This is a genomic window from Nocardia tenerifensis NBRC 101015, assembly GCF_000308715.1.
Lineage (GTDB): Bacteria > Actinomycetota > Actinomycetes > Mycobacteriales > Mycobacteriaceae > Nocardia > Nocardia tenerifensis.
Map to the genome: position 1 here is coordinate 1 of NZ_BAGH01000410.1, position 23442 is coordinate 23442.

Here is a 23442-nt window from a genome sequence, read left to right on the forward strand (position 1 = left end):
CCGCGATCAACGCGCCGGACACGCACCCCCGCGAGCGGCCCGCGCAGGATCGCCGCGCCGATCACCGCGTTGGTGGCCCACAGCGTCGTCGGCAGCGTCTGATGGCCGTGATACCAGCCGTAGTCGGCGACCAGCCTGGTCGCCGCCATCAACGCGATCACCACGACGTGATCGCCGAACACCACCCAGACCCGCACCCGGCGCACATCGGGGAATCGCCACTGCGACAACATGATCGCCGAGGCGCCCGACCACACCGCCATCAACGCGATGAGCACCCAGCTCAACCGCTGGTTCTGGTAGTAGGGCGCCGACGCCACCTGTTGCAGCACCGCGTACAGCAGCGTCACCAGCCGCAGCGCCTGCGCGGCCCGCCACAGCGGCGTGGTCGCGACGTCGGCCGAGTTCGCCTCAGCCCCGTGCTTCATCGGCTCCGCGCCTCGTCACCCGGCCCCCGCTCTTCATCGGCCCAGTCCCCATCGGCTGCGCCCGTCAGCGAGCCTCGCCCGCGCCATCGGGCGCCGCCCTCAGTCTTTCGACACGCCGTCATCGGATTCCGGCTCCCCGATCCGCGCTCTGGGCGTGCCTTCCTTCGCCAGCCGCGCCGCCACGTCGAAGCGGCCCGGCTCCGGATCGTCCGGCTCTATCTCGCCGGTCTGCAGGTCTTCGAACAGCTCCTCCGGGCTGTCGGAGAGCAACGACCGGATGGCCGTGTTCATCACCGCGACGAACGGCACCGCGAGCAGACCGCCGGCGATCCCGCCCAGCACCACGCCCGAGGTGATGGCCAGCACCACCGCGAGCGGGTGGATGCTCACCGCCCGGCCGAGCAGCAGTGGTTGCAGCACATGGCCTTCCAGCTGCATCACCGCGATGATGATGCCGAGCACGATCAGCGAGGTGATGAGCCCCTTGGTCACCAGCGCGATGAACACCGCGACGAACCCGGCCACGAACGCGCCGATGATCGGGATGAACGCGCCGATGAACACCAGCGAGGCCAGCGGAAGGGCAAGGGGGACACCGAGAATGCCGAGCCCGGTGCCGATGCCGATGGCGTCCACCGCCGCGACCACGACCGTCGCGCGCACGAAGCCGACCAGCGTGCCGAACCCGAGCTGCCCGGCCTCGCGCACCCGCTCGCGCTGCTCGGTCGGGATGATCCGGGTGACGAAGTGCCAGATCTGATCGCCGCCGTAGAGGAAGAAGATCAGGATGAACAGGGTGAGGAAGGTCCCGGTGAGCAGCTCGGCGATGACCGTCGCGGTGGTCAGCGCCCCGCTGGTGACCCGGTCCTGATTCGACTGGATCGTCTTGATGATCTGATCACCGACATTGCGGATCTGATCGTTGCTCAGATGCGGCGGCCCGGTGATCAGCCAATCCTGAATCTTGTGAATGCTGTTGGTGAACTCGTCGGACAGCTGCGGCACGCCGGCGATGAACTGCTCGACGACGAACGTCATGATCCCGGCGACCAGCCCGAGCGAGCCGACCAGCGCGACGAACACCCCGACCGAGCGCGGCACGCCTAGTCGCTGCATCCAGTCGACCAGCGGCGCGAGCAGCGCGGCGGCGAGCAGGGCGATGGCGAGCGGAATGACCACCGTCGCCAGCTTCTGCACCAGCGCGGCCAGGGCGATCACCACGGCGAACAGGATCAGCAGTCGCCACCCCCACTCGGCCGACACCCGGACGATCGGGTGCACCCAGTCCGCGGCGGGCCGAGCCGATGCCGCGGCGGGCCGGGTCGATGAGGCGTCGCGCTTCGAGGTCGGCTTCGGGTCCGTCACCTGGCCGAGCATAACCAGCACGGCCCGGCGGTGTCCGTCCTCAGCCCGCGGCGGTGTCCATCATCGGCCCGCGCCGGGCCCCGCGAACGTTAGGGTCCGAACAGCGCCGCGAGCAGGCGCACATGATCGAAACGCTAGATTGTTGGTTGTGTCGGCGCCCTTGGAAGCGGTCAAACAGACCATGCGAACGCGCTGGCCGCTGTACCTGACATCGATGCTGCTCGCCAATGCCTTCGGCGCGGTGCTGGTGTGGGCCTTCATCCAGTACGGGCTGCCGGTCCCGGAGGGCGCGAACCACGGTGCCCGGGGCACCGGCCTGTTCATCCCGGCCCTGGTCTTCCTGACCGGCGGCCTGCTCAGCCTGGCCGCGTCCGCGCTGATGCTGCGCCCGGTGATGCGCTGGCAGATGCGCGGTGGACCACCGAGCCGCCAAGAGCAGATGGCCGCGCTGCACGCCCCGCTGCGCCAGGCCATTCTGCACCTGGCGCTCTGGCTGATCGGCGGGGCGATCCTGGCGTTGCTGATCATCACCGACGAACCCAAGCTGGCCGGCGCGGTCATCGTCACCCTGTGCATGGCCGCCACCATCGTGTTCGGCTTCACCTACATGCTCGGCGAGCGCATTCTGCGCCCGGTCGCCGCCGCGGCCTTGACCGCGGGCACCTTCGACCACACGCTCACCCCCGGCGTCGGCACCCGGATGGCGATGACCTGGGGCATGGGCACTTTCGCGCCGACCATCGCGATCGTGCTGCTGTGCATCACCCAGATCTCCTCGGACGTGAAGTTCTCCGCCCAGTCGCTGGCCATCTCGATCCTGCTGCTGTGCGGCGTGGTGATTCTGCAGGCCCTGGCGCTGTCCATGCTCACCGGCTCCAGCATCTCCGACCCGGTGCGCCAGCTCAGTCAGGCCATCGACCGGGTGCAGGAGGGCGCGCGCGACGTCCAGGTCGAGGTCTTCGACGGCAGCGAGATCGGGCTGCTCCAGGTCGGTTTCAACCGGATGATGGAGGAGGCCGCCAAGCGCCGCCAGCTGCAGGAGCTGTTCGGCCAGCACGTCGGCGAGGAGGTCGCCCAGCGCGCGCTCGACTACGGCACCGAGCTCGGCGGCGAAACCCGGTTCGTAGCCGTGCTGTTCGTCGACATGGTCGGCTCCACCGCCACCGCCGCCGAGCGGCCGCCGACCGAGGTGGTGAGCCTGCTCAACGAGTTCTTCCGGATCGTGGTCGACGTGATCGACCGGCACAACGGCTTCGTCAACAAGTTCGTCGGCGACGCGGCGCTGGCCATCTTCGGCGCGCCGCTGGACCGGCCCGACGCGCCGACGGCCGCGCTGGCCGCGGCCCGCGAACTGCGCGAGGCGCTGCGGGAGGTGCCCGGCCTCGATATCGGCATCGGCGTCTCCGCGGGCCTGGCGGTCGCCGGAAATATCGGCGCGGCAAATCGTTTCGAATACACGGTGATCGGCGATCCGGTGAACGAGGCGTCCCGATTGACCGAACTCGCCAAAGATCAGCCCGGCCGCACCCTGGCCTCCGGCAGCGCGTTGTATTTCGCCGAGGAAAGCGAGCAGGACAGGTGGGCGACCGGCGACGAGGTACAGCTGCGCGGACGACGCCGGAAAACGCTGCTCGCCTACCCCAAGGAAGGCCCCGACGCGGCTGTGAGCTGAACAGCCCGCCTCGACGCCGCAGACGGCGAAACCGCGAGTTGGTTAGGCTGGCCGGGTGACGGCCGATGGGGAACCCGCAGGACAACCTGCGCCGTCCCCCGCGGCCGAGGGTGGTCGCGGCAAATTCTGGTGGATCAAGTGGGTGCTCGGGGTCGCCCTGCTGGCCTTGCTGATCGGCGAGGGCGTCTATCTGTGGCCGCGGCTGCACGAATCATGGCGCAAACTCAGCGACATTCACTGGGGCTGGGTCGTCGCCTGTATTTGGTTGCAGGCCTTGTCGATGAGCGGATTCGGGCGGGTGCAGAAACAACTGCTCAACGCCGGCGGCGTCGCGGTGAGTCAACGGAGATCCGTCGCGGTGGTCTACGGCGCGACCGCCATGTCCGTCACGCTGCCCGCGGGTCAGGTGTTCTCCACCGCCTTCACCTATCGACAGACCAGGCGTTTCGGCGCGAGCCCGATCATCGCGTCCTGGCAGCTGGTGTTCTCCGGCGTGGTCGCGGCCGCGGGACTGGCGCTGCTCGGGGTCGGCGGCACGCTGCTGTCCGGCGGGAGCATCGGGCCGTTCAAGTTGATCCTGTCGGTGGCCGGGGTGGTCGCGGTGGTGTGGGGCGGCAACTACGTCTCGCGGAATCCGGGATCGCTGGAGGCGCTGCTGCGCAAGGCGCTCGGCCTGGTCAACCGATTGCGCAGGCGCCCGGCAGGCCACGGCGCCAACAAGATCGGCGACGTGCTCGCGCAGCTGGAGTCGGTCGATCTCGGCAAACGCGACGGGGGCCTGGTCGCGGTGTGGGCGCTGGTGCACCGGTTCGCCGACGTGGCCTGCCTCGGCGCGGCCTGCTACGCGGTCGGCGGCGACCCGCGGCTGGCCGGGCTGCTGCTCGCCTTCGCCATCGGCAAGGCGGTCGGCTCGATTCCCTTCGCGCCCGGCGGCATCGTCTACGTCGACGCGACGCTCATCTACGGCCTCACCGCGGCCGCAGGCTTGCCCGCCGCACAGGCGGTCGCCGCCGCGTTCGTCTACCGGCTCGTCAGCTTCATCCTGGTCGCGATCGTCGGGTGGATCGTGTTCCTTTTCCTGTTCCGCACGCCGCAGGACGACGACGCCGAGTTCGAGAAGGAGTTCTCCCAGCGCCGCTTCTGACCCCGCGTCGGCGCGAACACGCAGCGCCGCAGGCGCTTCACATGTGCCTCGGCCCGCCCAACTACGCTGGCCGTCGTGAGGAAACTGGTGCCGTTGGTGGTAGATGCGCTGCTGGTGATTCTGTTCTGCGCGATCGGCCGGCGCAGCCACGACGAGGCCGTGCTCACCGGGCTGCTGCGCACGCTGTGGCCGTTCGCCCTCGGCCTCGCGATCGGCTGGGCCGTGGCGGTGGCCGCGGCGAGCCGGATGTTCGGCGACGCGGGCCGCGACGCGCGCTTCGACGGAACCGCCCTGTGGCCCACCGGAATCCTGGTCTGGCTCGGCACCCTCTGCGGCGGCATGCTGCTGCGCGTGATCAGCGGTCAGGGCACGGCGCTCAGCTTCATCCTCGTCGCGGCCGCGGTGCTCGCGCTGTTCCTGCTCGGCTGGCGCGCCGCCTTCTCAGCGCTGAATTAAGTCTCCGGCGCTGAATCAGGTCTCCGGCGCGGCGAGCGACTGCAGCATCCGCACCGCCATCCGCGCGGTGGCGTCGCCGCTGTCCACGTCGTTGATGTGGACGGCGAAGGCCAGGTCGCCCATGATCGCGATCAGCCAGCCGTCGCGGCCCGCGGTCGCGCTGAACCCGTTGACATCTCGGTAGCCGCGCAGGCTGGCTAGTTCGGGCGCGTTGGACGAGTCGCGCAGCATGCCGCGCAGCCGGTCGGCGACCTCCGGCGCGAGCGGGGCGAGCTGCGCGTCGGTGGTGCTCGGCCGGGCGACCTCGATCATCGGCGGCGGCACCTGGCCCTTGGCGATCGCGGCGGCGGCGATCGCCATGCCGAACGGGCTGGCCAGCACAGCATCCGAGCCGCCGCCCTGACGCACCTGCTCGGCGCTGCGGCCCGCGACGGCCAAGCGGCCGGTCACCTCGTCGAGGCCAGGAACCTTGAAGTCGATGCCGACGCCGAGCGTGGTCGCCGCCTCGGCCGCCTCCTGCACCGGAATGTCCTGCGGCGCCTTGCCTTTGGCGACGGCCGCGATATTGCGGAACAGCTCGATATTGCCGCCGACCGGGTAGAGGCCGGTGAAGGCGACCGGCCCGTGCTCGCTGGCCTGTGTGTTCTGGGCGACCGCGACCACCGCGCCGCTGGAGGGCTGAATGGCCACGATCGAGGCGGGCGTCGCCGCGCTGACCACCGCGTCCTCGGCGGCGCGCTGCAGGCGCTGGTCCATGGTGCCCGCGATGTCCGGTCCCGGCGGGCCCTGGCTGCCTGCCAGCTGGCCGACGAAGCGCCCGTCCTGCTCGAAAATCTGCACGCCCCAACCGGAGTGCTGCTCCTGGCTCTCCTGCTGCACCTTGCGCAGCGCGTCGAGCAGCGGCGACCAGACCCGCCGATCGGCGGAGATGAGCCGCGGCTGCTTCTCCATGACCACGCCGGGGATCGGCGCCATGTCCTTCTCCAGGATGGCGAAGTCGGGCTCGCGCAGGTTCACCGCGATCACCGGCTTGCCCTGCGAGGTGGCGACCTGCTGCATCAGCGAGGGCCCGGTGATCAGCGGGGCGACCGGCTCGATGGCCTTGGCCAGCGCGTTGGTCGAGGCGACCGGGTCCGGCATCTTGGCGGGGTCGAGCTTGATCACGTTGATGACCTGCTCGGTCATCAGCGGCTGACCCGCGATGTCGTTGACCTTGGGGGCCGGGGTCGGCTCGGTGCGCACCAGGCGCACGGTGCGGTTGTGGTCGAGCTGAGGCATGACGATGGCCGGGTCCCAGGAGATGCGCCAGCCGATGGCGAGCTTGCGCACGTTGCCCTGCAGGCTGTAGGTCCAGTTCTTGCCCTCGCCGAAGGTCCAGTCGGCGTCCATGCTGAAGATCGCCGCCTCGGAGTCGAGGCCGATGTACTGCGTCTTCTTGTAGTCCACCTTGCCCGGCTGCAGCCCGGCGAACATTTGCTTCAAAGTTGCTGAGGCCGCAGAGGGGTACGAGGTGAGCTCGGAGGCCTTGACGTAGTCCTGCTTGTCCAGCAGTTCGGTGAAGCGCTCTACGACGGCCTCGGCCTCATTCTTTCCCTCGTGTACGCCGCACGATCCCATCGCGATCGCGAGCGCCGCCACCCCCGCGAGTGCCATAGCGCCCCGGACGCGAAAGCGGCGGGATCCCCAGACATCCATGTCGCCCACTCTTCACTCTTGTCACTCCAGTAACAAGACCACCGTACCTGAAAAAGACCTGTCCGCGGTGCCTACGCCACGAGGGCGTTACCCATGCTCAGCATCTCATTAGTGCCCGAAATCTCCCGTCTCGGGGGACCGATCACGATCGTTGTCCAAGTGCTACGGCGACAACCGGCGCCGTAACCGTACCGGGGTCCCACACGAAGTTGTGCGCTTACTGCCTTACTCGGCGTTTCGGATCAATGAGTACCCAGGTCGAGTGTCCGCGAACCGCGAATCACGGCCGTTAACCTGCGGCGAACTGTGTTCGCACAGAGCGGAACCCGTTCGCGCTAATTGCGACGTAATCTTGTAATCATTGTAAGCAACACAGCCAAGTAAGTAGGTGATCCCCTCATGAGACACGAACACCGGGGACGGGGTTTCGGACGACCGGGCGGCTGGCAGCAGGCCGACCTGCCGGACCCGGCGGACGCGCCGGACTGGTTCGCGGGCAGGTTGCCCGAGGACTGGTTCGCCGGTCCGCCCGTCATCGAGATCGACCGCGACGAGATCGTCGTCGTCGGCGAGTTGCCGATCGCGCAGCCCGAGAAGAAGCCCGCGGAAGGCGACGCGGACGCGTCGGCCGAGGAAGTTCCGCGGGCAACCAAGGAGGGCGCGATCGCGCGGTTCCGCGAGTCGACCCGCCCCGCCCGCATGCAGATCGCCGACGAGGCGCAACGCCGGTACGGCCGCAGCGTCGCGTGGGGCGTGTCGGTGGGCGACGAGCGAGTCATGTTCACCCACCTCGCGGTGCCCGTGATGACCCGGCTGCGCCAGCCCGAACGCAAGGTGCTCGACACGCTGGTCGACTCCGGCGTGGCGCGCTCGCGGGCCGACGCACTGGCCTGGACGGTGAAACTGGCGGGCAAGCACGCGGAGTCGTGGCTGGAGGAACTCCGCGACGCCATGCGCAAGGTCGACGACCTGCGCTCGGAGGGGCCGCGGGGGCTCTGACATCATCGCCGGGAACGCCGCAAAATCGGCACCGCGGCGTGAGCGACGCGTCCGAAGGCGGTAGCTTGCGTAACCACGTAGGACGCCGGGAACGCCGCAAATTCAACACCGCGGCGTGAGCGACGCGTCCGAAGGCGGTAGCGCGCCGGGAGCGCCGCCTATTCGGCACGGCTAAGGTTGCGGGCATGTCCGCTCCCGGTCCGATCCTGGTTCTCAACGGCCCGAACCTGAACATGCTCGGCACTCGTCAGCCGGAGGTCTACGGGTCGGCGACGCTCGACGACGTGGTCGAGCTGTGCAGGCAGACCGCGCAGCGCTACGGCCGCGAGGTCGCCGCCTTCCAGTCCAATTCCGAAGGCGCGCTGATCGATCGGGTCCATCGGGCCCGCGGCGTCGAGTCGGGCATCGTGATCAATCCCGGCGGCCTCACCCACACCTCGGTGGCGCTGCGCGACGCGCTGGTGATCCCGGAACTCCCGATCGTGGAGGTGCACATCAGCAATGTGCATGCCCGCGAGGAGTTCCGGCATCACTCCTACATCTCGCCGATCGCGACGGCGGTGGTCGCCGGCATGGGGATTCACGGCTACGCCGCCGCGATCGAGTTCCTGGTGCGCGCGAGCTGATCGCTCGGCTCACGCTCGATCGATCCGGAAAACCGGGAATCCCGGTGCGATGGCGGCCAATTCGGCGTCGGTGGCGTCCTTGGTGACGCCCTCGAAGAACTTGCCGACCTCCCAGCCCCACTTGCGCAGGTAGAGGCGCAGCAGCGGAACCTTGTCCGCGTCGGCGATCTCGGTGGCGGTGAACTCTTCGACCTTGCGACCGAGCCGCAGCTCACCGCCGCCGGCGGCGCGCAGGTTGCGCACCCACTGGGTGTGTCCGCGCGGGGCCACCAGGAAGCGGGCGCCGTCTTCGCGAACCATCAGGTTGACCATCGTCGTGCGCCACTCGCCGCTCTTGCGGCCGCGGACCGCGAGCAGCCGCGAGCCCATGACGCTGATGCCGAGCCGGGGCAGCCAGTTGGCGATCCGGTTCATGATCGGGTCCAGGCCGGCGGGCGCGAGGTAGCGGGTGCTGAGGTCCATGGTGCGACTCCTGTTTGTGAGCAGTGCTCTCTGTTGCGATAAGTGTTCCACTTCGGCGAACGAAAAGTCAAGAGCAGTGCTCTCCTTTGTTGTTTTCGCCGCTCACCGCCGGGTTTTGCGATTCATCCACAGGTCTCACAGGAGTCGACAACCCCTGTGGATGAAACGGAACCGGCGGCTTCGCGGCAGCTCGGCGCACACCCGACAATGTGGGGATGACGTGCGTAGTGCTCGCCCCGGACAAGTTCAAGGGTTCGCTGACCGCCCCGCGGGTGGCGGCGGCTCTCGCCGAGGGCATCGCGCGGGTCGCGCCCGACGTGGAGATCCGGCGGGTGCCGGTCGCCGACGGCGGAGACGGGACGGTCGACGCGTTCGTGGCCGCGCGGTGGCGGCGGGTCGAGGTGGCCGCGCCCGGCCCGACCGGTGCGCCCGGCACCACGTCCTACGCGGTGCACGCGTCGACGGCGGTGATCGAACTGGCCACGGTCGTCGGACTGGAGAAGCTTCCGGGTGGTCGCCCGGATCCGTTGGGCGCCAGCACGTTCGGCCTCGGCGTCGTCATCGGGCACGCGCTCGACCACGGCGCCACCGACATCGTCATCGGCCTGGGCGGCAGCGCCTCCACCGACGGCGGCGCGGGAATGGCGCGGGCGCTCGGCGCGCGCATCCTCGACGCGAGCGGCCGCGAATTGCCCGACGGCGGAGCGGCTTTGGCCCGTGCCGCGCGCCTCGACCGCTCCGCCATGCACCCCGGCATCGACTCCGCGGCCTTCACCTTGGCGTGCGATGTCGACAACCCGCTACTCGGTCCGTCCGGCGCGGTCGCGGTCTACGCGCCCCAAAAAGGCGCTGGCGCAGCCGATCTGGCCACGCTGGAGACCGCGCTCGCGAACTGGGCACGCCTCGCAGGCCCGGAGTTCGCGAGGCAGCCGGGCGCGGGCGCGGCGGGCGGAACCGGTTTCGGCGCGCTCGCCCTGCTCGGCGCGCGAGTCCGCAGCGGCATCGAGGCGATACTCGAGCTGCTCGACTTCCCCGCGCTGCTCGACGGGGCCGACCTGGTCATCACCGGTGAAGGCTCGCTCGACGCCCAGAGCCTGCACGGCAAGGCGCCGATCGGCGTGTGCGACGCCGCGCGCGCGGCGGGCCTGCCGGTGATCGCCGTCGCGGGCCGCAATCGCCTTGCGGCAGAGCAGGTTCGAGCGGCGGGGTTCACCGCCTGCTACGCGCTCGCCGAGCTCGAGCCGGACCCGGCCCGCTCCATTGCGGAGGCGAGCGCACTTCTACAAGAGGTCGGCGCGCGAATCGCTGGGCAGCACTTGTCGCGCTGATGCGTTGTGACGCAGGCCTTTTACACCTGCGACCGTCAGCAGGCCGACGCGAGGAGATTGCCGAGGAGTTCTTCGCGGTGCTTGTCGCCCCACTCCTCCAGCGGGCGCAGGGCGACGGCCAGATCCTCGCCGAGCGGGGTGAGCGAGTACTCGACGCGGGGCGGGACCTCGGGGTACACCTCGCGGTGCACGACGCCGCTCGCCTCCAGCTGACGCAGGTTCTCCGCGAGCACCTTCTCGCTGACGCCGGTCAGCAGGCGCCGGATCTGGCCGAACCGCTGCGGGCGCGCGTTCAACGCCCACATCAGGTGCAGTTTCCACTTGCCGCCGACGACATCGATCGCCACGGACATACCGCACACTTCGTGATCCGCGTCACCGTTCATGTCCACCGCACTCCTTCTGACCTCATTGCGAACCTCTAGGTAAGCAACCCCACCTGAACGTTCGGTCTTCCCGACTCTACCTGCGGCGATGAGTATTGATCCCGGCGCCGAACCCATCCGATTCGAGAACCGAAGGGACACACAATGTCCGAACAGACCAGCTCCCGCTCCGTCTCCGTCGTCGGCCTCGGGCCGATGGGACAGGCGATGGTCCGGGCGTTCCTGGACGCGGGCGTCGAGGTCACCGTGTGGAACCGCAGCGCCGACAAGGTCGACGCCATGGTCGAGCTCGGCGCCCACCGCGCTGCGACGGTCGCCGAAGCACTGGACGCCAACGAGGTGACCGTGCTCAGCCTGACCCACTATGCCGCCATGTACGACGTACTCGGCCAGGCGATCGAGCACCTGCCGGGCAAGGTGATCGCGAACCTGTCGTCCGACTCGCCGGAGCAGACGCGCAAGGGCGCCGAGTGGGTTCGCTCGCACGGCGCGCAGTTCCTCTCCGGCGGCGTCATGTCGGCGGGCGACAACATCGTTCACCCGGCGTCCTACATCTTCTACAGCGGGCCGCGCGAGGTCTTCGACGCGCACGCGGAGTTGCTGCGGCCGTTGAGCCCGCAGGAGTACCTCGGCGCGGACGATGGTCTCGCACAGGTCTTTTACCAGGCGCTGCTCACCATTTTCCATCCGTGGATGCTCGCGTTCGATCAGGCGACGGCGATGATCGACCGGTCCGGCCACAGCATCGCCGAGTTCGTCCCGTTCGCCATTCGCTCGGCCGCCGCGTTCCCGTACTTCATGGAGGAGATGTCGGTCGCGAATCAGAACGGCGGCTGGGCCGGCCTGGCGAGCCTGAAGATGATGGTCGCCGGGGCGCAGCACATCATCGACGCCAGCGAGGAGGTCGGCGTGGACGCGACGTTCTCCCACACCGCACAGTCGTTCTGGCGCAAGGCCGTCGCCGCCAGCGAGGCGAAGGGCGAGGCCGTCTCGACCTACGCCCTCATGCGCGGCGATAGCTAACCGCTTGCGGGCGTGGCGGTCTCGGCGCCGGAGCCCAACCGCGGGAAGGGGTCGGTGGAGAAGATCACCTCCACCGCCACCTCGAAATAGGCCGAGATGCGCAGGGCCAGATGCAAACTCGGGCTGTACTCGCCGCGCTCGAGATAACCGATCGTCTGATAGTGCACGCCGAGCGCCTCCGCCAGCTCGCGCCGGGAGATGCCGCGCTCGGCGCGCAGCATGGCGATGCGGTTGTAGATGACCTCAGAGGCCACGCTGCATCGCCTTCTCGCGGCGGACGGCGACGCTGGAGCCGGACTCGTGGCGCGCCATTCTGCGCAGCACGACCGGCGCGACGAGCAACCCGAACACCGCCCAAATGCCCAGCATCCCAACGGTTTCCAGGTGTCGCCAGGACTGCCCCAACTCGACGGCGGCCGCCTCGCCCGGCAGCAGCGACGAGCGCATGCCGAGCCCGAGCCAGTACACCGGAAACAGCTGCGCGGCGCCCTGCACCCACCCCGGCATGGAGGTGATCGGGTAGAAGATGCCGGACACGCCGATCAGTCCCATGATCGGGAACATCACGTAGCCGAAGTTGCGCGGCGTGGCGAACATCGAGCCGAAGATGGCGCCGAGCGGCAGGGTGGCCAGCAGGCCGAGCACCGTCACCCAGAGCAACGTCGTCCAGGCGCCGACCGTGTTCAGCGCGAGGCCGTCAACGATGAACGCGCCGGGAATCAGCAGGATGGCGGAGGGGATGACGACGCTGCCGGACACCTGGACGATTTTGCCGACCAGGTAACCGATCATCCCGTTCGGGGTCGCCTTGGCCCGCAGCAGCGTTCCGTCCTCGCGATCCAGGCTGAGCTGGGAGCCCATCCCGATCATCCCGTTCACCGCGACCAGCATGCCGATGATGCTCGGCAGCGCGAGGGAGCCGAGCAGCAACCCGCTCGTCTGGAACGACGCGTGCCGCATGAGGAACAGCACGACCAGCATGATGACGGGCCAGAACAGCAGCCCGAACAGATCCTGGCCGTTGGTGAGAATCTGCCGCAGTTCGATCACGCCGCGGGTCCAGCCCTGGCGAACGGCGACCGCGATCGGGTTCATCGCCCTACCTCCTCGAGGGTGTGCACGTCGGCGTCGAGCTGACCGGACTCGTACCGGCGCACCAGCGTCATGTAGGTCTCCTCCAGCGAGGCCCGGCGCACCTCGAGGTCGCCGATGGCCGCGCCGTGCTGCTTGAACAGCTCGTAGACGAACTCGGTGGACTCGGTGGTCGCGTGCACGAACCGTTGTCCGTCGTTGGTCCAGCTGACCTCGGCCGCGCCGGCCACCCGGCGGGAGAGTTCGTCGGCCGAACCGTCGGCGATGATCCGGCCGCCGGCCAGGATCAGGATGCGGTCGGCCAGCTTCTCGGCCTCGTCGAGGTCGTGGGTGGTGAGCAGGATGGTGGTCCGCTGGTCGTCGGCCAGCCGGTGCACGAGATCGTGGAACTCCCGCCTTGCCTGCGGGTCGAAGCCCGCGGTCGGCTCGTCCAGGAACAGCACCTCGGGGCGGCCGACGATGCCGATCGCCACGTCCATCCGGCGCCGCTGCCCGCCGGACAGGTCCTTGATCTTGGCGTCGGCGCGCTCGGCGAGACCGACCGCCTTGACGAGTTCTGCTGTGTCCCAAGGGCGTTGGATCCGGTCGGTGCCGTAGGGCGCGTAGAACGCGCCCAGATAGTCCAGCAGCTCGCTCACCCGCCACTTGCCGTGATCGCGCCACGACTGCAGCACCACGCCGATCCGGGCGCGCCACGCCTCGTCGCCGTGCGCCGGATCGACCCCGAGCACCTCCACCCGGCCCGCCGAGCGCATCCGGAAACCCTCCAATATCTCGATGGTGGTGGTCTTGCCCGCCCCGTTGGGCCCGAGGAGCACCAGCACCTCGCCGTGTCGCGCCTGGAATGTCACGTCGTGCAGGACGTCGGTGGCGCCGTAGCGCATCCGCAATTTCTGGACGTCGAGTGCGACGCCCTGGCCCACTGTCATGCTTCCTCCCCGTTGCGGGTTACCGTCGATTCGTAGCATATCTACTACATTTCGACGCGACAATGCATTATCCAAATCGAGCCCACAAGCGCTGGATCACCCGCTACCACCGTGCGCGGGTGCACGCGCTCGCCGATCTCGAGAAAGCCCTGGAGGCAGAACCCATGAGCGACAACACCTTCGTCTACACCACCTACATCAGGACCACGCCGGAGAAGCTGTGGCAGGCCCTCACCGACTCGTCCTTCACCGGCCGCTACTGGGGCGCCACCTTCGACACCGACTGGCGGCCCGGCTCGGAAATGGCGTGGCACCAACGGGATTGGACCAGTAAGCACGCCGAACAGGTGGTGCTGGAGGCGGACCCGTACACCAAGCTCTCCTACACCTGGCACACCTTCGACTCCGCGTTCGCCGAGGCCTTCGGCATGAGCCCGGACGACGTCGCGGCATGGGGAGCCGAGCCGCGCTCCAAGGTCACCTTCGAACTCGACGAGGCGGGCGACGAGCTGGTCGAGCTGACCGTCGTGCACGACGGCTTCCAGCCGGGAAGCGCTGTGCTGGAAGGGATCAGCGGCGGCTGGCCGAGCATCCTGTCCAATCTCGAGACGCTGCTCGAGACCGGCGAGGTGCTGCCGGAACCGGCCGGGTAGGCGGGCACGCGCGCGCCGGCGGGCCCCGGTAAGCTGCACGGGTCCGTGTCCAGCTCGGTGGGAGCACGAGTCCGTCAGGGCGACTGCGGGACTGAGCGCGTCGCACCAAGTGGGGAAACCATGGTCAAGGTTCTGCTGCAGACGTCGATGGGTGAGATCGAGCTCGAGCTCGACGAGACCAAGGCGCCCAAGACCGTGCGGAACTTCCTGACCTACGTCAACAGCGGACACTACGACGGCACCATCTTCCACCGCGTCATCGACGGCTTCATGATCCAGGGCGGCGGACTGGACCGGACCATGCGGGAGAAGCCCGCGCTCAACCGGGTCGACAACGAGGCCGCGAACGGCCTGAAGAACGTCGCCTACAGCGTCGCCATGGCGCGCACTTCGGACCCGCACTCGGCCTCGGCCCAGTTCTTCATCAACACCACCGACAACGCGTTCCTCGACCATCCGGGCCAGGACGGCTGGGGCTACGCGGTATTCGGCAAGGTGTCGCGCGGCCACGAGGTCGTCGACCGGATCGGAAAGGTGAAGACGAGCGGTGAGGACGTGCCGGTCCAGCAGGTCGTGCTCACCTCGGCGACCGTGACCCGCTGACCCGGTATATTTCGGAGCCCGACTGGTGAAGGGTTCCGCGGTGGCAGTGCAGAGTGACGAGTTCTTCCGGATCGTCGGCGCGCTCGCCGACGTGCGCAGCGCCAAGGGTGAGCGGTACACGTCGTACAAGGTGCGCGGGAAGTTGTTCGGCTACTACTGGCCGCGCACCGAGACGGTCGGCTTGAAACAGACCCTGTCCGAACAGAAGGCGTTGGTCTCCGAACGCCCCGACGTCTTCGAAGAACAGTTCACCGCAGGCGGTTTCGGCTGGGTGGTGGTCCACCTCGCCGGTCTGGAGGCCGACGAATTGGCCGAACTCGTCGTCGAGGCCTGGCGTCTTTCCGCCCCGGACGATTTGGCCGCCGCGCCGCCCGACTTGCCGCTGCGCACGTCCTCGCCGTAGCCGCCGGGCGATTCCGCCATACGCACCATCGAAACGGTGGACAATCGGCGTATGTCCAGCAACGCGGGCGCCGACAGTTTCGGTGCGCGCGTGCGCCTGGCACGACGGGCGAAGAGCCTCGACCGAGCCGCCCTCGGCGCGCTGGTCGGCTGGCCGGAATCGACGGTCACGGACGTGGAGCTCGACCGACTCGCGCTGGAGCGGCATTCGGCGATCGTCCGGCTGGCCGACGCCCTGGAGGTCGACGTCGTGTGGTTGTCGGGTCAGCCGTACCCGCCCGGCGAGCCCTTCCAAAACGCCGGACACAGCGTCGTTCCCGCGCTGCGCACCGCGCTGCGGCGCACCGGCCTGATCCTGTCCGGGCACTCCGGCATGCACGCGGCGACCGCACCGCAACCGCTGCCCGCGCTGCGCACGGACGTGGACGAGCTGGTCCGCCACCGTCAGGCGGCCGATCTGCGCCAGGTCATGCTGGTGCTGCCGGACCTGCTGGAGCACCTGAACACACGCGCGCTCGACAGCGCCGGGACCGCCGACCTGGCCGTGGTGCACCGGTTGATCATCGGCGTCCACCAGGTCGCGCGGATGGCGCTGAACAAACTGGGCTACCACGATCTGGCGTGGACGGCGGTCGAGAACGCCGCCGCGGCGGCGGCGCGCTCGGGCGACCCGCTGATGCGGGCGTGCGCCGCGTGGGATCGGTGCGGCGTGCTGCTGCACACCGGCTCGTTGGCGCAGGTGATCACGGTGGCCGAGACGGCCATGGACGATCTGCACGGTCGGCTGCACACGCCGAACCCGCAGGCGCTGTCGCTGTACGGCGCGCTCACCCTGCGGTGCGCGGTGGCCGCATCCCGCCGTAACGACGCTCCGGCGGCGTGGCAGTACCTCGACGAGGCCGAGCTCATCGCGGCCCGGCTCGGTCCCGGCCGCAACGACTTTCAGACCGTGTTCGGACCGGGCAACGTCGCCATCCACGCCACCGAGCTCGCGGTCGAACTCGACCAGCCCGAGTCGGCGCTGCGCTGGCACGACGGCATCGATCTCGCCACCGTGCCGAGCAAGGAGCGCCACACCCGCCACCGCATCGACCTCGCCCGCGCCTACGGACAACTCGGCCGGGACGCGGCGGCGGTAGGCGCGCTGCGCGAAGCCCTCGGCGACACACCCCACTACGTCAGCCACCACCCCTTAGCGCGAGCGCTGGTCGAGAACCTGCTGCACCGCGCGCACCCCACCGCCCTAGCGGCCGGCCTCACCGGCCTCGCCCAGACCATGGGCCTGCGCTGACCCGCACGCCGACTGTTCGCGAAAAGCGTTGCGGTGGAGAGGAACAGCAGCCATACACGACCTTCAGCTCGTCCTGAAATGTCCGTTGGCCTGCCTTAGAACCGCCGACGGGCTCGACGCGATCGAAACGATGCCACTCAACTGATCAGCGCCGTGTCTGTCACGAGTTGTGCTGTCGGACAGGGGTTCTCGACGTTAACGTCGACCATGCGGGTGACGAGGTGGAGGCGGCGTTGTGTTGGGTCGGTGAGGCGGGGGACGAGGAGGGTCGGCATGCCGATGTCGACGGCGACGCCGTCGCGTGACGGGCGGTCGCCGACCATGAGGGTCTCGGCGGCGGCGGTGCGCAGTTTGGTGAGGGCTCGCTCGAAGATGGCGGGGTCGGGTTTCTGGACGCCCTCCTCGCTGGACAGGACGAAGACGTCGATCAGGTCGAGCAGGCCGGCGTCGCGGAAGGCGGGGCGGATGTCGAAGTGGATGTTGCTCAGAATGCCGATCTGAAAGCCGTTGTCCCGGAGGGCGGTGAGGGTGGGGGCGACGTCGACGGCGAACTCGTTCAAGCCGGGATCGGACTCGACCTCGAAGAGCGCGTCGGCGAGGTCATCCGGTAGATCGGCCTTGCCGAAGACCTCATAGTAGGTGTCTCTATGGTGTTGGTAGCTGATGTTGCCACGCGGCGATTGCAGCCGATTCGGTTGCCCCGCCGCTGTTTTGATTCTCGCCAACAAATCGTCCACGGCCTCGACGGGGCAAGCACGACCCGTCCGTCGCAAGGCCTCGCGGGCCCAGCCTCGAGGGGTGAGTTCCGAAACGAGCGTCCCCCGCCAGTCGAAGACGACGGCCCGGATCGGCTGCGCAGGCGCACCATTGGTTGGCAACATAGGCGCACAGGCTAGCCGCGGAAACGGCGGGGGCGGAATCGTCCGCGGGCTACCGACGGGTTACCCGGTCAGCCCCGATACCACGGCGGCCTGATGCGTCGCATCCGATCGGATTCGGACGAGGACCTGGTCCATCGACTTGCGGACGAGGTCGGGAACGACGGCGTCCGCCGCGGGGTAGCCGATGGGAATCACCGCGAACGCCTTCTCGTTGCGCGGCCGACCGAGGACCTCGGTGAGAAACTTCATCGGGCTGGGTGTGTGGGTGAGCGCGGCCAATCCGGCGAGGTGCAGCGCGGTGAGCAGCATCCCGACGGCGATGCCGACGGATTCGTCACCGTAGTAGTGCTTGTAGGTGGTGCCGTCGGGGCGCAGTCCGAAGCGCTGCTGGAAGACGACCAGCAGGTACGGCGCGTCGGTGAGGTGCGGCTTGTGTTCGTCGGTGCCGAGCGGGCGAAGGGCCGACAACCACTCCTCGCCGAGGCGGCCGCGGTAGGAGATCCGCTCCTCGGCCTCGGCCGCCTCCCGAATCCTGGCGCGCACCTGGGGATCCTCGACGAGAACGAAGGTCCACGGTTGTTGATGGGCCCCCGAGGGCGCGGTGTTGGCCACCGCGATCGCGTCGAGCACCAACTGCTCCGGCACCGGGTCGGGCGAGAACATCCGCACGGTGCGGCGCTCGTCCATCCGCCGCCGGAACGCCGCCGACTCGGCGAGCGCCTCCGCGAGCGGAATCCGGTTCGGGTGGTACGGAATTGGGTGATAGGGCTGATTGTGCAGCGGTGTCCACGTCGTCATGGTGTGCAGTGTGAGCCGGGTGGACTCGGCAGGCAACGGGGCGACGAAGTTACCGTCCACCCCACCAGACACCCGGCCGCCCCGCGCGTCCGGCACCGACGCGCGGGCAACCGCGCCGCCATCAGCACCCATCTCCGCCGCCGTCCGCCACGAATACAGGTGGTGCTCGCCTGCCCCACACGTCGAACAACATCGGAGGAGTAGCTATGGGCTCGATGAATTTCGATTGGATCCTGAACGGTCAGCGCAGCGGCGACCCGCTGGCGACCGCGCTGTACGGGCCGTTGTTCATGGTGCTGAACATGCTCGAGGTCTTCCAGGGCGGCATCCGGTTCTGAACGGCCGCGGCCGGCGACCGGGCGGGTCAGCGTCCGGGTATCGGGGCCTGCGCGGCCTCGGTGATGCTGACCCGTCCGGTGGCGAGGTATTCCATGACCGCGTCGTCGACCACCCGGTTGCCGCGGCCGAAATTGCCGTGGTCCCCGCCCTCGACGGTGAGCAGGGATCCGTGCAACGCCCGCGACATGGCCGGCCCCCCTTCGAATTTGGTCAGCGCGTCGTGGCGGCTCTGCACGATCAGCGGCGGCGTCGCCAGCCCCGCACCGCTGATCCGGACCGGCGTGGTGACGGGTTGCCAAGCCCCGCAGGCCATTCCGGAGCGAACCAGGTCGGCGCGGGCGTCCATGGCGTTGCCGCCGGAGGCGATGGTGGCGATCGCCGAGCCGATCACGTCGAGCCTGGCCGGAACGGCGTTCTCGTTGCAGGTGATCGCCGCGAAGACGAACCGGCCGGTGGGGTCGGTCGCGGTGGCCCGCTCGATGGTGCGCAGGCGCTGCACGTTCGCCGGGTCGGCGAGCGTGTCGGCCATCGCGCGAGCGAAGGCGGGCCAGTAGGTTCTGGTGTAGCTGGCGACGGAGGTGGCGCCCAGCAGCGGGCCCTGGGTGGTGGCGCCGCGAGAGATCAAGGTGCGCAACAGGTTCTGGAGCTTGCCGGTCTGTTCCAGGCTGCCGGTATAGCCGTCGCGGGCGATCTCCGCGAGCGGCTCGGGCAGCGCGCCGGGCAGGTCGGCCAAGCTGGCGGGCGGCGGGGTGAGGTTGGCATACCAGCCGCCGCCCTGGTCGACCGCGAGCCGCACCCAGTTCTGATAGACCTGCAAAGCGGTGTCGCCGAGGTGGTATTCGGCGCTGTGCTCGGCGATCCAGGCGAACAGATCGTCGAGCCGCTGCTTGCCCGCGACCTGCTGCTGCGCGAACTCCTCGGTCCACACCCAGTCGGGATTGACGTTGGAGTCCAACACCATTCGCTCGACGCGGTCGGGGAACAGCGAGGCGTACACCGCGCCGAGATAGGTGCCGTACGAGGTGCCGAGGTAGCCGATCCGGTCGAGCCCGAGCGCGGCGCGCACCGCGTCCATGTCGCGGGCGGTGTTCTCGGTGGTGATGGTGTCGAGGTAGCCGGGGTCCGCCTCGTCGCACGCCTTCTTGATGGCGTTGCGGTCGCCGCCGCCGAGCGAGACCTGACCGTGTTCGTCGTTCGCGCAGTTCAGCGGGGTGGACCAGCGTAATCCGCGCGGCTGCACCGCGATTCGGTCGTAGTGGGCGCTCAGTTCGGCGGGGAACGCGTCGGTGCGCAGGCCCCAGAAGTCCAGCCCGTCCGCGCCCGGCCCGCCGGGGTTGGCGAAGAGGACGCCGCGGCGCTGTCCGGTCGCCGCGATCCGGCTGACGGTCACCTGGATTTTTCGCCCGTCCGGGTCGGCGTAGTTCATCGGCACGTCGACGACGGCGCACCGCACGCCGTGGCCCGCGACCACCGAACCCTCCGGGCAGGCCTCGAACGACGGCGCGGCGTCGGCCGGGCCGGACACGATCGATCCGCCGACCAGACCGGCGGCCAGGACGGCCGCGGCCCGCGAGAACAGCCGTACCTTCATCATGTTTCGTACCTCCACGCCGCCACGCGCGCGCGAACGGCGACCATGAGCATTCTGCGCACGTCGTCGACGTGCCGACAAGTCGAGCGCGGGACTCCGCCGGTCGGATCCGCCGCGCGGGCGCGGCACGGAATGCGCGGATGACATCGCACGGGAGTAGCGTCGAGCCATGTCGACGGAGGTCCGTATCAACACCGCGCTGGAACGCTTCGAGCTCTATGTCGACGGTGCCGATGCCGGATACGTCGAGTATCAGGACACCCAGTCCGAACGCGCGTTCGTGCACACCGAGATCTACCCGCGCTACGAGGGCCAGGGCTACGGTCGCCTACTGGTCGAGGCGGCGTTGCACAGCACGGCGGCCGACAAACTCGGCGCGCTGCCGATGTGCCCGATGGTGCACCACTTCATCGAGACCAGGCCCGAATACCTGATCATGGTGCCGCACTGGGCGCGCGACAGCCTGAACCTGCCTCAGTAGGCCGCGACCGCCCCGTCGAGCGCCCGCTGCAGATCGGCGCGCACCAGCCGCGCGATCTCCGCGGGCTTGCTCGGCAGCTCGGTGATCGGCACGCCGAAGTAGAAGCTGGCCGACTTGGCCTCCTCCTTGGTCGGCTGCACCGCCGGGTCGGCCCGCGGCCCGTAACTGAGCCCCATCGACACCAGCACCGGCTCGACGCCGAGCTTCATCGCGCGAAAAGCGATGTGCCCGATGCCGCTACCGACGGGCTGCACCTGCGCCGGGTCGACCTCGTTGCAGGTGCCCTCCGGGAACACCGCGACCCCGTCGCCGCGCGCGATGCGCTGCGCGCAGATGTCCATCATGCGCTGGCCCGCCGCGTTGACCGCGCGGATCCCGTGGTCCTTGCCGCGGAAAACCGGTATGCCGCCCATCATGTCGATCTTGCGTCGCTGCTCGGGCTCCTCGAACAGCTCGTCCTTGGCCAGCACCCGCACCCGGCCGATCACGGGGCGCAACGCGCTGCGCCACGCCGCCGCCGCGACCGTATACGGATCGTTCTCGGAAAGATGATTGATCGAGATCAACAGCGGCCTGCGCTGCCGGATCGCCGCGCGCAGGCCGGCGAGCGCACCCGCGGCGTAGGCGACGCGGGGATGGTAGCGACGCCCCAGAATGGCGTACGCACCCCAGGCTTTCAGGCGATTCTGTCGATGCTCGAGGTAGAAGTCGTACACGGTGTCGCTGTTCTCGAGGCGCACCTCGGGCGGTTCCATGACACGGACTCTACGACGCCCGCAAGCGCGCAGCATCGGGTGTCGACCCCGATTCCGCGCACCGAAGTGCTCGGCGGAGGCGCATATCCCCGAAACAACTGCGATGATGTCCGGGTGGCACGCGCAGACGACCCGGATGATCGGAAAACTCGCGGCGGGCACGGCGACCGCAAGCGGCGCGATTTCCGGCACGGCGAGCAGACGGTGCGCGCCGGCACCCTGCTGGTGTCGGCGACCGAACTGGCCGAACCCACCTTCCGGCGCACCGTGGTCTACATCATCGAGCACAACGACGCGGGCAGCCTCGGCGTCGTGCTGAACCGGCCGAGCGATACGGCCGTGCACGACGTGCTGCCCCGCTGGACCGAGGTGGCGGCCGCGCCGCGCACCCTGTTCATCGGCGGCCCGGTCAAGCGCGACGCCGCGCTGTGCCTGGGCACCGTCCGCGTCGGCGCGACCATCGACGGCGTCCCCGGCCTGCGCCGGGTCGACGGCCGCGTGGTGCTCGTCGACCTGGACGCCGATCCGGCCCAGATCGGGCAGCTGGTCGAGGGCGTCCGCATCTTCGCCGGGTACGCGGGCTGGACCTTCGGGCAGTTGGAGGGCGAGCTGGACAACGACGACTGGATCGTGCTGTCCGCGTTGCCCTCCGACCCGATCAGCACCGGCCGCGCCGACCTGTGGGCGCACGTGCTGCGCCGCCAGCCCCTCCCCCTCTCCCTGCTCGCGACCCACCCCATTGAACTCGAGCGCAACTGACTACGTGTACTCCATCGAACGAGTAATAGAGGCATGGCAAGGCGACAACTGATCTGGCACGAACATGGGTAACTCATGGGGTACGCCCAACAACCAGCCAGATCACCGACCGCCGGCCCGCAACGCAAGTCCGGAGGCACCTACTTGTGCGCAAAATACGCGGAGAGGCGGGCAAGCCCGACGACCGGACCGAGTTGTTGCGGGTTCTGTACGACCAGCACGCCGCCGCGCTGTGGCGGTACACGCTCGGCGTGGTTCGCGACCCCGGCCGGGCCGAGGACATCGTGCAGGAGACGCTGCTGCGGGCATGGCAACGCCCGAACGTGCTGGATCAAACCGAGTCATCGGCGCGGGCGTGGCTGTTCACGGTGGCGCGCAATCTCGCCGTGGATGAGCATCGCAGCGCCCGCAACCGGCGCGAGTTCCGCACCGAGGCGCCGCCCGAGCAGGCGACGCCCGACCAGTCCGACCGCGCCCTGGACGGCTGGGTGGTCGCGGACGCGCTCGGCAGGCTCAGTCCCGATCACCGCGAGGTGATCGTGCGGGCCTACTATCGGGGCCTTTCCACCCACCAGATCGCCGAGGAGCTCGATATTCCGGCGGGAACGGTGAAATCCCGTATGCACTACGGCATGCGGGCGCTACGGCTGGCACTACAGGAAATGGGGGTGACGAACCAATGACCGATATCGCCGACGACTACACCACGTGGGACGCGCCCTACGTGCTCGGCGCCCTGACGCGGACCGAGCGCAGGGAATACGAGGAGCATCTGGCCGGCTGCCCTGCCTGCCAGTCCGCCGTGGCCGCGCTGGCCGGAATGCCGGGCATGCTCGCGATGGTGGAGCCCGCGACCGCGCTCGCGATGATCGAGCCGCCCGAAACGGTTGCGGCACAGCCGGACTCGGCGTCGACCGCGGCGAGCCCGCCGGTGCCGCGGCTGCTGCCGAGGCTGGCCGAGGCGGCCGAGAAACGCAGGCGCCGCAGTGTGTGGGTGTCCGTCGGGGCCGCGGTCGCGGCGGCCGCCGCCGCGGTGGCCATCGCGGTGCCGGTGGTCGCGACCGTCGCCGCACCGGACGAGACGAGCACCGAACACGTTGTCGCCGAACGCAGTATGGAGCCGCTGAAGCCGGGCCCGGTGGCGGCCAGCTTCAAGGTGGTGCGGGCCGACGGCAAGACGCGGATCGTGATGAGCTGCAGCTACGTGCCGAGCAACCAGCAGTACAACTGGAATCTGAAGCTGTTCGTCCTCGGCACCGACGGCAGCCAGACCGAGCTCGGTCA

The 23442-nt window shown here is 69.1% G+C and carries 28 protein-coding genes; 16 read left to right on the top strand and 12 right to left on the bottom strand.

The genetic code is table 11. From position 1 onward, the window contains the following. Positions 1 to 428, bottom strand: a 428-nt coding sequence (locus ON39_RS32425) for a DUF5931 domain-containing protein (protein ID WP_040739910.1), incomplete at its 3' end; no start/stop codon positions are given. Between the two features lie 99 nt (positions 429 to 527). Then, positions 528 to 1709, bottom strand: a complete 1182-nt coding sequence (locus tag ON39_RS32430; RefSeq protein WP_040739927.1) for an AI-2E family transporter — start codon at positions 1707 to 1709, stop codon at positions 528 to 530. A gap of 265 nt (positions 1710 to 1974) precedes the next feature. On the opposite strand from ON39_RS32430, the gene ON39_RS32435 reads away from it, so the two are divergent. The 3 genes from ON39_RS32435 (at position 1975) to ON39_RS32445 (ending at position 5065) form a co-directional block, all read left to right on the top strand. Continuing rightward, positions 1975 to 3465, top strand: a complete 1491-nt coding sequence (locus ON39_RS32435) for an adenylate/guanylate cyclase domain-containing protein (RefSeq protein WP_174412592.1) — start codon at positions 1975 to 1977, stop codon at positions 3463 to 3465. Positions 3466 to 3520: 55 nt separating this feature from the next. Continuing rightward, positions 3521 to 4609, top strand: coding sequence for a lysylphosphatidylglycerol synthase transmembrane domain-containing protein (locus ON39_RS32440; protein WP_040739911.1), 1089 nt, complete (start codon positions 3521 to 3523; stop codon positions 4607 to 4609). Positions 4610 to 4684: 75 nt separating this feature from the next. Next, positions 4685 to 5065: a DUF3054 domain-containing protein gene (locus ON39_RS32445; RefSeq protein ID WP_040739912.1), complete on the top strand. Its 381-nt coding sequence runs from the start codon at positions 4685 to 4687 to the stop codon at positions 5063 to 5065. 15 nt (positions 5066 to 5080) lie between these two features. On the opposite strand, the gene ON39_RS32450 is transcribed toward ON39_RS32445, so the two are convergent. Beyond that, the gene (locus tag ON39_RS32450) at positions 5081 to 6760 is read right to left on the bottom strand and encodes an NTF2-like N-terminal transpeptidase domain-containing protein (protein WP_246002896.1); all 1680 of its coding nucleotides are present in this window, start codon (positions 6758 to 6760) and stop codon (positions 5081 to 5083) included. Positions 6761 to 7159: 399 nt separating this feature from the next. On the opposite strand from ON39_RS32450, the gene abmR reads away from it, so the two are divergent. Beyond that, complete coding sequence (gene abmR, locus ON39_RS32455) at positions 7160 to 7759, top strand: ATP-binding transcription factor AbmR (RefSeq protein ID WP_040739915.1); 600 nt, start codon at positions 7160 to 7162, stop codon at positions 7757 to 7759. A 185-nt stretch (positions 7760 to 7944) separates the two neighbouring features. Then, complete coding sequence (gene aroQ / locus ON39_RS32460) at positions 7945 to 8385, top strand: type II 3-dehydroquinate dehydratase (RefSeq protein ID WP_040739916.1); 441 nt, start codon at positions 7945 to 7947, stop codon at positions 8383 to 8385. Between the two features lie 9 nt (positions 8386 to 8394). On the opposite strand, the gene ON39_RS32465 is transcribed toward aroQ, so the two are convergent. Beyond that, positions 8395 to 8847 (bottom strand): nitroreductase family deazaflavin-dependent oxidoreductase, encoded by a 453-nt coding sequence (locus tag ON39_RS32465; protein WP_040739917.1) that lies wholly within the window; start codon positions 8845 to 8847, stop codon positions 8395 to 8397. Positions 8848 to 9062: 215 nt separating this feature from the next. On the opposite strand from ON39_RS32465, the gene ON39_RS32470 reads away from it, so the two are divergent. Beyond that, a complete protein-coding gene (locus tag ON39_RS32470) occupies positions 9063 to 10175 on the top strand; it encodes a glycerate kinase (RefSeq protein WP_040739918.1) in 1113 nt (370 codons plus the stop codon). Between the two features lie 35 nt (positions 10176 to 10210). On the opposite strand, the gene ON39_RS32475 is transcribed toward ON39_RS32470, so the two are convergent. Further along, positions 10211 to 10561 carry a winged helix-turn-helix transcriptional regulator gene (locus tag ON39_RS32475; protein ID WP_040739929.1) on the bottom strand — a complete coding sequence of 117 codons (351 nt, stop codon included), beginning with the start codon at positions 10559 to 10561 and terminating at the stop codon, positions 10211 to 10213. 144 nt (positions 10562 to 10705) lie between these two features. Between ON39_RS32475 and ON39_RS32480 the strand changes: the two genes are divergently transcribed. Beyond that, positions 10706 to 11584: an NAD(P)-dependent oxidoreductase gene (locus ON39_RS32480; protein ID WP_040739919.1), complete on the top strand. Its 879-nt coding sequence runs from the start codon at positions 10706 to 10708 to the stop codon at positions 11582 to 11584. Here ON39_RS32480 and ON39_RS32485 read toward each other — a convergent pair. Genes ON39_RS32485 through ON39_RS32495 form a run of 3 tightly spaced genes read right to left on the bottom strand, consistent with a single transcriptional unit; the run spans position 11581 to position 13605 of the window. Then, positions 11581 to 11838 (bottom strand): helix-turn-helix transcriptional regulator, encoded by a 258-nt coding sequence (locus ON39_RS32485; protein WP_040739920.1) that lies wholly within the window; start codon positions 11836 to 11838, stop codon positions 11581 to 11583. The genes ON39_RS32480 and ON39_RS32485 overlap by 4 nt on opposite strands. Further along, the gene (locus ON39_RS32490; protein WP_040739921.1) at positions 11828 to 12679 is read right to left on the bottom strand and encodes an ABC transporter permease; all 852 of its coding nucleotides are present in this window, start codon (positions 12677 to 12679) and stop codon (positions 11828 to 11830) included. The genes ON39_RS32485 and ON39_RS32490 overlap by 11 nt, the downstream gene beginning before the upstream one ends. Further along, the gene (locus tag ON39_RS32495; RefSeq protein WP_040739922.1) at positions 12676 to 13605 is read right to left on the bottom strand and encodes an ABC transporter ATP-binding protein; all 930 of its coding nucleotides are present in this window, start codon (positions 13603 to 13605) and stop codon (positions 12676 to 12678) included. Before ON39_RS32495 ends, ON39_RS32490 begins: the two co-directional genes overlap by 4 nt. A gap of 62 nt (positions 13606 to 13667) precedes the next feature. On the opposite strand from ON39_RS32495, the gene ON39_RS32500 reads away from it, so the two are divergent. The 4 genes from ON39_RS32500 (at position 13668) to ON39_RS47690 (ending at position 16554) form a co-directional block, all read left to right on the top strand. Continuing rightward, complete coding sequence (locus tag ON39_RS32500) at positions 13668 to 14258, top strand: SRPBCC family protein (protein WP_083894824.1); 591 nt, start codon at positions 13668 to 13670, stop codon at positions 14256 to 14258. A gap of 120 nt (positions 14259 to 14378) precedes the next feature. Beyond that, positions 14379 to 14861 carry a peptidylprolyl isomerase gene (locus tag ON39_RS32505; RefSeq protein WP_040739923.1) on the top strand — a complete coding sequence of 161 codons (483 nt, stop codon included), beginning with the start codon at positions 14379 to 14381 and terminating at the stop codon, positions 14859 to 14861. Between the two features lie 40 nt (positions 14862 to 14901). Continuing rightward, complete coding sequence (locus tag ON39_RS32510; RefSeq protein WP_040739931.1) at positions 14902 to 15264, top strand: MmcQ/YjbR family DNA-binding protein; 363 nt, start codon at positions 14902 to 14904, stop codon at positions 15262 to 15264. A 51-nt stretch (positions 15265 to 15315) separates the two neighbouring features. Then, on the top strand, positions 15316 to 16554 hold the full coding sequence (locus tag ON39_RS47690) for a helix-turn-helix domain-containing protein (RefSeq protein ID WP_051187409.1): 1239 nt from the start codon (positions 15316 to 15318) through the stop codon (positions 16552 to 16554). Positions 16555 to 16691: 137 nt separating this feature from the next. Here the strand turns inward: ON39_RS47690 and ON39_RS46280 are convergent, their stop codons facing one another. Both ON39_RS46280 and ON39_RS32525 read right to left on the bottom strand, forming a co-directional pair. Then, positions 16692 to 17435, bottom strand: coding sequence for an HAD family hydrolase (locus ON39_RS46280; protein ID WP_211336324.1), 744 nt, complete (start codon positions 17433 to 17435; stop codon positions 16692 to 16694). 60 nt (positions 17436 to 17495) lie between these two features. Further along, the gene (locus ON39_RS32525) at positions 17496 to 18365 is read right to left on the bottom strand and encodes a nitroreductase family protein (protein WP_246002897.1); all 870 of its coding nucleotides are present in this window, start codon (positions 18363 to 18365) and stop codon (positions 17496 to 17498) included. Positions 18366 to 18439: 74 nt separating this feature from the next. Here ON39_RS32525 and ON39_RS50895 point away from each other — a divergent pair, with 74 nt between their 5' ends. After that, complete coding sequence (locus ON39_RS50895; RefSeq protein WP_255219316.1) at positions 18440 to 18571, top strand: hypothetical protein; 132 nt, start codon at positions 18440 to 18442, stop codon at positions 18569 to 18571. A 26-nt stretch (positions 18572 to 18597) separates the two neighbouring features. Here the strand turns inward: ON39_RS50895 and ON39_RS32530 are convergent, their stop codons facing one another. After that, the gene (locus tag ON39_RS32530; RefSeq protein WP_040739924.1) at positions 18598 to 20166 is read right to left on the bottom strand and encodes an alpha/beta hydrolase; all 1569 of its coding nucleotides are present in this window, start codon (positions 20164 to 20166) and stop codon (positions 18598 to 18600) included. Positions 20167 to 20332: 166 nt separating this feature from the next. Here ON39_RS32530 and ON39_RS32535 point away from each other — a divergent pair, with 166 nt between their 5' ends. After that, on the top strand, positions 20333 to 20644 hold the full coding sequence (locus ON39_RS32535; RefSeq protein ID WP_040739925.1) for a GNAT family N-acetyltransferase: 312 nt from the start codon (positions 20333 to 20335) through the stop codon (positions 20642 to 20644). Here ON39_RS32535 and ON39_RS32540 read toward each other — a convergent pair. After that, positions 20638 to 21399 carry a lysophospholipid acyltransferase family protein gene (locus ON39_RS32540; protein WP_040739926.1) on the bottom strand — a complete coding sequence of 254 codons (762 nt, stop codon included), beginning with the start codon at positions 21397 to 21399 and terminating at the stop codon, positions 20638 to 20640. The two genes, ON39_RS32535 and ON39_RS32540, sit on opposite strands and share 7 nt — an antisense overlap. Positions 21400 to 21513: 114 nt before the next feature. Here ON39_RS32540 and ON39_RS32545 point away from each other — a divergent pair, with 114 nt between their 5' ends. The 3 genes from ON39_RS32545 to ON39_RS46285 all read left to right on the top strand — a co-directional run. Beyond that, positions 21514 to 22158, top strand: coding sequence for a YqgE/AlgH family protein (locus ON39_RS32545; RefSeq protein ID WP_040739935.1), 645 nt, complete (start codon positions 21514 to 21516; stop codon positions 22156 to 22158). A gap of 146 nt (positions 22159 to 22304) precedes the next feature. Further along, positions 22305 to 22841, top strand: a complete 537-nt coding sequence (locus ON39_RS32550) for a sigma-70 family RNA polymerase sigma factor (protein ID WP_051187410.1) — start codon at positions 22305 to 22307, stop codon at positions 22839 to 22841. After that, on the top strand, positions 22838 to 23442 hold a 605-nt coding region (locus ON39_RS46285; RefSeq protein ID WP_051187411.1), incomplete at its 3' end, for a zf-HC2 domain-containing protein. The genes ON39_RS32550 and ON39_RS46285, both read left to right, overlap by 4 nt.